Source organism: Streptomyces griseus (assembly GCF_001715295.1).
In the GTDB taxonomy this organism is placed as follows: Bacteria; Actinomycetota; Actinomycetes; order Streptomycetales; family Streptomycetaceae; genus Streptomyces; species Streptomyces griseus_G.
Map to the genome: position 1 here is coordinate 1,542,225 of NZ_MDKB01000001.1, position 6,743 is coordinate 1,548,967.

Genomic DNA, 6,743 nt, shown 5'->3' on the forward strand with positions numbered 1-6,743 from the left:
TCCGACGTCCGCCTCCAGGAGCCCGCATGCCCGGCATCGAACCGCTTCAGCACCTACGGAAGCCGACCCTCGCCCCGGCCGCGGGAGCAAGTCCCACCGCCCTGCGCCTGGTTCTGGGAGCTCAGCTCCGGCGGATGCGCGGCGAGGCGGGTATAACCGCCGAGGTCGCGGCCGCCCGGATCCGCTGCTCCACGGCCAAGATCAGCCGCATGGAGACGGGGCACTCCCCGTGCAAGGAGCGCGATGCCGCCGACCTGCTCGCGCTCTACGGCGTCACCGACCCCGTGCGGACGGCGGAGTTCGTCGACCTGGTGCGCAAGGCCGGACAGCGCGGCTGGTGGCGCACGTACGCCGACGTGCTGCCGGACTGGTTCGAACCCCTCGTGGGCCTGGAGGAGGCCGCGGCCTCCATCCGGACCTACGAGGGGCACTACGTTCCCGGGCTGCTCCAGACGGCCGAGTACGCCTACGCGGTGGTCCGCTCCGGTCACCACCTCGAGCCGGAGGAGACCACGCGGAGGCGGGTCGAACTCCGGCTCAAGCGACAGCATCTGCTGCAGCGACCGGACGCGCCGAAGCTCTGGGTGCTCCTGGACGAGGCGGTGCTGATGCGGCCGACGGGTGGGCGCCGGGTGATGCGGGAGCAGCTCGCCCATCTGCTGACCATGACCGAGCTGCCCCACGTGATCGTCCAGGTCGCGCCCTTCGAGGTGACCGCCCACACCTCCCCGGGCAACGGCATCACGTATCTGCGGTTCGCCATGGCGGGGCTCCCCGACGTCGCCTACATCGAGCACCTGACGAACGCCATGTCGGTGAACAAGCAGGAGAGCACCGACGAGTACCGGTGGATCCTCGACTCCCTCAGTGCCCAGTCGCCGAGCCCGGCCGACAGCAGGCTGCTGCTGGAACAGGCACTCGCGCGCTACAGCTGACCGGGATGGCGGGCCGGGCTCGCGAGCCCCTCACCACTTGCGGCCGACACCGCCGTACTCGATCCATTCCTGGGTCTCCTGTTTCGGCGCCAGGTCCGAATCAGGCCGCCACGTCGAGACCTCGACGAGGCCGGGCTCCAGCACGTCCAGACCTTCCAGGAAGACACCCACGTCCTCCTGTCGACGCACCCTGCCCCACTGGTTGTTCGTGCTCTTCGCCATGAAGTCCGTGACGAAGTCGCGGGTGGCCGCGTCCTCGCTCACGAGCTGGCACACGACCAGGAAGCTCCCGGGCGCCAGCCGGTCCGCGACGCGGCGCACCAGGCCCGCGGGGTCGTCCGAGTCGGGAATGCAGTGGAGCACGGACACGAACAGGGCGGCCACGGGCTCGTGGAAGTCGATGAGCCGGCCGACCTCGGGATGGCCCAGGATCGCGTCCGTGTCGCGCATGTCGGCCTGGATGACCGCCGTTCTGTCGTTCTCCTCGAGTATCGCCTTGCCGTGGGCCAGGACGATGGGGTCGTTGTCGACGTAGACGACCCGTGCGGACGGGTCCACGAGCTGGGCGACCTGGTGGACGTTGTCCTGGGTCGGCAGGCCGGACCCGTGGTCGATGAACTGGCGGATGCCGTACTCGGCCGCGAGGTGGTGCACGACACGCCGGAGGAACCGCCGGTTGTTCACCGCCAGCACCTTGGTACTCGGGACGACCTCCAGCAGCTCCTCGCAGGCGACCCGGTCGGCCGGGTAGTTGTCCTTGCCGCCCAGGTAGTAGTCGTACATCCGCGCGACGCTCGGCACGTTCACGTCGATGTTCGTCGGAATGGAGGTGTCCCCGTTGCTCATCCAGCCCCTCGCCGGTCCAGTCGCAGTAGTCCGTATCGGTGAGGAGCCATGCTAGGGACCCTGCCGGAGCGCTGACAGCCCTCCAGGCAGTGTGGCGACATGCACAGCGGTTAATCGGCCAGAGATGGCAGGGCCGGGGGCGGGTGCGGAGCGCCGTCCGCCGGATCCGGCGGGTGTCCGGCCCGCCGTAGCGGGGCCCAGTTCCGGCGACTCTTCCTGGTGAGGAGGCGTGCAGGCATCCCCGGCGCGTGCCGCGGGGGAGTCGGGGGCGAGGTATCGGCTGTCGTTTCAATGCGGCCTGAAATCGCCGTGACCCGGCGACGGGTAGCCGACCCCGCCTCCCGCTTCCCTGCGCTCCGGCACACGGCGGAGGCACGCGAGGCCCTCGGCCCCGGCGCGCTGATCGACGGTTTCGCGCCCTGCCCCGGCGTGAGCTGCCGGGACGTGACCCGGCGCGCGCCCCGTCGCGTGCCCGGCTCGGCACACCCTTGTGCGTAAGGTCGTCGTCATGGTGCATGTACTGAGCAGCAGGGTCCTGCTGAGGCCCCGCGACCCGCAGGCCTCCCGCGACTTCTACGGGGACGCGCTCGGACTGGCGGTCTACCGGGAGTTCGGTACCGGCCCGGAGCGCGGGACGGTGTACTTCCTCGGCGGCGGTTTCCTCGAGGTGTCCGGACGCTCCGACGTCCCGCCGACGGCCACGCTGCGGCTGTGGATGCAGGTGGCCGACTGCTCGGCGGCACACGAGGAACTGGCGGGGCGCGGGGTGCGCGTACTCCGTCCGCCGGTACGTGAGCCCTGGGGCCTGATCGAGATGTGGATCGCGGATCCGGACGGACACCGCATCGTGCTGACCGAGGTACCCGCCGATCATCCCCTGCGCTGTCGCCCCTGACGGGTGTTGTCCTTCATCGACTTCGGCGTTTCCGTGGTCATGGGGCGACGGTCCGTGTAGCGTTTGCGGTAGCTGTCATGGTTCCGAAGTACCGGTCGCCCGTGAGTACGCTTTCGCGGGCTTTTTTGCTGTTCAGAGTCTCTGAGGACCAGGGCGATCACCTCCGGTTCCCGCAAGGTGCGGGAACCGACCTATGAGTCCCCTTGGAGGACAAAATGGCCAGCGGTACCGTCAAGTGGTTCAACTCGGAAAAGGGCTTCGGTTTCATCGAGCAGGACGGCGGCGGCCCGGACGTCTTCGCCCACTACTCGAACATCGCCGCCCAGGGCTTCCGTGAGCTCCAGGAGGGCCAGAAGGTGAACTTCGACGTCACCCAGGGCCAGAAGGGCCCGCAGGCGGAGAACATCACCACTGCCTGATCCGCTCTCGCGCAGACGCCCGCTCCCGTCACCGGGGGCGGGCGTCCGCGGTTGCGGGCGGTCCTCGTCTGTCCTGCGGCCGCGACGGCCGGATCGGCGGGCCGCTACCCGTATCTGCCGTGCGGGTCCGCCCGGCTCGTACACGCAGCGGCGGTCGGGTGGCTCCGGCACCGCCGCCGGAGAGGCTCGCCCGGTCGGTGACCGTGGACCGTGTCCACGCCGGCGCCGGTCACCTGCCGACGTACTGCGCGAGGTGCTCACCCGTCAGGGTGGAGCGGGCGGAGACGAGGTCGGCGGGCGTGCCCTCGAAGACGATCCGGCCACCGTCGTGACCGGCGCCCGGGCCGAGGTCGATGATCCAGTCGGCGTGCGCCATGACAGCCTGGTGGTGCTCGACGACGATGACCGACTTGCCCGACTCGACCAGCCGGTCCAGCAGGCCGAGCAACTGCTGGACGTCCGCCAGGTGAAGACCCGCGGTCGGCTCGTCGAGGACGTAGACGCCGCCCTTCTCGGCCATGTGGGTGGCGAGCTTGAGGCGCTGCCGCTCGCCGCCGGACAGTGTGGTCAGCGGCTGGCCCAGGCTGAGGTAGCCCAGCCCGACATCCGCGAGCCGGACGAGGACGCGGTGCGCGGCGGGCGTGTGCGCCTCACCGGCGCCGAAGAAGTCCTCGGCCTCGGACACCGACATGGCGAGCACCTGACTGATGTCACGGCCGCCCAGCTGGTACTCCAGTACCGCAGGCTGGAACCGCTTGCCCTCGCACTCCTCGCAGGGGGTGGCGACGCCGGCCATCATCGCGAGGTCGGTGTAGACGACGCCGACGCCGTTGCAGGTGGGGCAGGCGCCTTCGGAGTTGGCGCTGAACAGGGCCGGTTTCACGCCGTTGGCCTTCGCGAACGCCTTGCGGATCGGGTCCAGCAGCCCGGTGTACGTGGCCGGATTGCTCCGCCGTGAGCCCTTGATCGCGCCCTGGTCGACCGAAACGACACCCTCCCCGGCGGGAATCGACCCGTGCACGAGCGAACTCTTGCCGGAACCCGCGACACCGGTGACGACGACGAGCACCCCGAGCGGAATGTCGACATCGACGTCGTGCAGGTTGTGCGTCGACGCGCCGCGGATCTCCAGCGCGCCGGTGGGCTTGCGGACCGTCTCCTTGAGCGTGGCCCGGTCGTCGAAGTGGCGGCCGGTAAGGGTGCCTGCGGCCCGCAGTCCGTCGACCGTGCCCTCGAAGCAGACGGTGCCGCCCCCGCTTCCCGCCCCGGGGCCGAGATCGACGACGTGGTCGGCGATCGCGATCGTCTCCGGCTTGTGCTCCACGACGAGCACCGTGTTGCCCTTGTCGCGAAGCCGCAGCAACAGGTCGTTCATGCGCTGGATGTCATGGGGGTGCAGGCCGATGGTGGGTTCGTCGAAGACATAGGTGATGTCGGTGAGTGCGGAGCCGAGGTGGCGGACCATCTTGACCCGCTGGGCCTCGCCACCCGACAGGCTCCCCGAGGGCCGGTCGAGCGACAGATAGCCGAGGCCGATCTCCACGAAGGAGTCGAGGGTCTGTCCCAGCGCGGTGAGCAGCGGCGCCACCGAGGGTTCGTCCAGCCCCCGGACCCAGGCGGCCAGATCGCTGATCTGCATCGCGCAGGCGTCGGCGATGCTGATCCGCCTGATCTTCGAGGAGCGGGCGGCTTCACCGAGCCGGGTTCCGTCGCACTCGGGGCAGGTGGTGAAGGTGACCGCTCGGTCCACGAACGCGCGGATGTGCGGCTGCATCGCCTCCCTGTCCTTGGAGAGCATCGACTTCTGGATCTTGGGGATCAGGCCCTCGTAGGTGAGGTTCACGCCCTCGACCTTCACCTTGGTCGGCTCCCGGTGGAGGAAGTCCCGCATCTCCTTCTCGGTGTACGCGCTGATCGGCTTGTCCGGGTCGAGGAAGCCGGACTCGGCGTAGAGCCGCACGGTCCAGAAACTGTCCGACTTCCAGCCGGGAATGGTGAACGCGCCCTCGGCGATGGACTTGGAGTCGTCGAAGAGCTGGGTGAGGTCGATGTCGGAGACCGTGCCGCGACCCTCGCAGCGCGTACACATACCGCCGGTGCGGCTGAAGGTCGCCTTGACCGCCTTCTTGTTGCCGCGCTCGACGGTGATCGCGCCGCTGGCCCGCACCGAGGGCACGTTGAAGGCGAACGCGCCGGGCGGGCCGATGTGCGGCTCGCCGAGTCGGCTGAAGAGGATGCGCAACATCGCGTTGGCGTCCGTGGCGGTGCCGACCGTGGAACGGGGGTCGGCGCCCAGGCGCTGCTGGTCGACGACGATCGCGGTCGTCAGCCCGTCGAGCACGTCGACCTCGGGTCGCGCCAGCGTGGGCATGAAACCCTGGACGAAGGCGCTGTAGGTCTCGTTGATCAGCCGCTGCGACTCCGCCGCGATGGTACTGAAGACCAGCGAGCTCTTTCCCGAACCGGAGACACCCGTGAACACGGTCAGCCGGCGCTTGGGCAACTCGACGCTGACGTCCTTGAGGTTGTTCACGCGTGCGCCGTGCACGCGGATCAGTTCATGGCTGTCGGCATCGTGCTGCTCGGGCGACTGCGGGTCGGTCTTCGGTGCCATGCTCATCATCTCTCCTGTACGAAGGGGGCCGCTCGCGCGGACCCGGTGGTGCTCCTCGGCTCGGTCCTGCGGACGTCGAGCAGCAGGTCCGGTCGCCTCGTCGTGCTGTCGTCGCAGCGGCCCACGTCCTTCGGCGGCGGTGGCCCCCGGGGGTGCGGGGTTCCCGGGGCCGGTGCTTTGCGGGCGTGCTCGGCTCACGTCCGTTCAGGACAGGACCGGTTCGGTCCGACGTGCGGGCGGCCGGGTGCGCCGGGGGAGGCCGGGCACCGGGTGACGTTCATGGTGACTACGCTAGCCGCGGCTCGGGGGCGATGCTTCTCGATTCCTGATCCATCCTCTCCGCCGTCCCCGCTGGTCACCGACTGCGGGGCAGCACCCGCACCTCTGCCTCGGGCTTTCCCTCACCCGTGGCCCGCCACGGGTGAGGGAAGGCCGGGTACGGCATCCCTCCGACACGTGCGTGCGGCCCGGGCCGCACGTGAACCGGCGAGGAATCGCCCCCGTCCGTGCGCCCGCGCCGGGCGGTGTCCGGTGCCTTCCGGGCCCGTACTGCCACGCGGGTAAAAGGCCGGGATAAAGTCGGGAGTAAATGCGCTACGGTGACGGTGGAGGTGATCATGCCGACCGAGGAAGAACTGTTCGACGCGGTGGACGCGTTGCTCCAGGATGAGCCTGAGCTGCCGTCTCCGCAGGAGCGGGCCCGGCTGCGGGAGGCGGCCGGTGTGACCCAGGCACGTCTGGCGCAGGCCCTGCAGTCGACGACGCAGACGGTGAAGAACTGGGAGAACGGACGGAGCGAGCCACGCCCCCCGCGCCTGCAGGCCTACCGGCGGCTCCTCGATGGCTGGGCGCAGAAGTACCCCGCCGACGCCGCCCTTGCTGACGCCCCTGTTGTCGGGACGGCCGGCGCACCCGTGGGGGTACCGGCCAAGGGCCTTCTGCCCGCCCCGGCCGGACCAGCCCCCGTCGCCACCCCTCCCGCCCCCGCCGATCCCGCCCCCGCTTCCGAGCCTGCCGGGGGGCAGTCACCCGCC

At 70.0% G+C, this 6,743-nt stretch carries 6 protein-coding genes; 4 read left to right on the forward strand and 2 right to left on the reverse strand.

Annotated elements, in window-relative coordinates:
• Positions 1-26 precede the first annotated feature (26 nt).
• A complete protein-coding gene (locus BA175_RS06165) occupies positions 27-935 on the forward strand; it encodes a helix-turn-helix domain-containing protein (RefSeq protein WP_069170170.1) in 909 nt (302 codons plus the stop codon).
• 30 nt (positions 936-965) lie between these two features.
• Here the strand turns inward: BA175_RS06165 and BA175_RS06170 are convergent, their stop codons facing one another.
• Complete coding sequence (locus BA175_RS06170; protein ID WP_069170171.1) at positions 966-1,781, reverse strand: SAM-dependent methyltransferase; 816 nt, start codon at positions 1,779-1,781, stop codon at positions 966-968.
• Between the two features lie 508 nt (positions 1,782-2,289).
• Here BA175_RS06170 and BA175_RS06175 point away from each other — a divergent pair.
• Together BA175_RS06175 and BA175_RS06180 are read left to right on the forward strand one after the other, a co-directional pair.
• Positions 2,290-2,676 carry a VOC family protein gene (locus BA175_RS06175; RefSeq protein WP_069170172.1) on the forward strand — a complete coding sequence of 129 codons (387 nt, stop codon included), beginning with the start codon at positions 2,290-2,292 and terminating at the stop codon, positions 2,674-2,676.
• Between the two features lie 215 nt (positions 2,677-2,891).
• Positions 2,892-3,095, forward strand: a complete 204-nt coding sequence (locus BA175_RS06180; protein ID WP_069170173.1) for a cold-shock protein — start codon at positions 2,892-2,894, stop codon at positions 3,093-3,095.
• Positions 3,096-3,324: 229 nt separating this feature from the next.
• On the opposite strand, the gene BA175_RS06185 is transcribed toward BA175_RS06180, so the two are convergent.
• Positions 3,325-5,715 carry an excinuclease ABC subunit UvrA gene (locus tag BA175_RS06185; protein ID WP_069170174.1) on the reverse strand — a complete coding sequence of 797 codons (2,391 nt, stop codon included), beginning with the start codon at positions 5,713-5,715 and terminating at the stop codon, positions 3,325-3,327.
• 611 nt (positions 5,716-6,326) lie between these two features.
• On the opposite strand from BA175_RS06185, the gene BA175_RS31640 reads away from it, so the two are divergent.
• Positions 6,327-6,743 (forward strand): helix-turn-helix domain-containing protein (locus BA175_RS31640; protein ID WP_254667815.1); only part of this gene is annotated, 417 nt, incomplete at its 3' end.

What these genes read in the sequence shown, in the direction of transcription:
- BA175_RS06165 (WP_069170170.1), top strand. Translation starts at nt 27, where the DNA reads ATGCCCGGCATCGAACCGCTTCAGCACCTACGGAAGCCGACCCTCGCC.
- BA175_RS06170 (WP_069170171.1), bottom strand. Translation starts at nt 1,781, where the DNA reads ATGAGCAACGGGGACACCTCCATTCCGACGAACATCGACGTGAACGTG.
- BA175_RS06175 (WP_069170172.1), top strand. Translation starts at nt 2,290, where the DNA reads ATGGTGCATGTACTGAGCAGCAGGGTCCTGCTGAGGCCCCGCGACCCG.
- BA175_RS06180 (WP_069170173.1), top strand. Translation starts at nt 2,892, where the DNA reads ATGGCCAGCGGTACCGTCAAGTGGTTCAACTCGGAAAAGGGCTTCGGT.
- BA175_RS06185 (WP_069170174.1), bottom strand. Translation starts at nt 5,715, where the DNA reads ATGAGCATGGCACCGAAGACCGACCCGCAGTCGCCCGAGCAGCACGAT.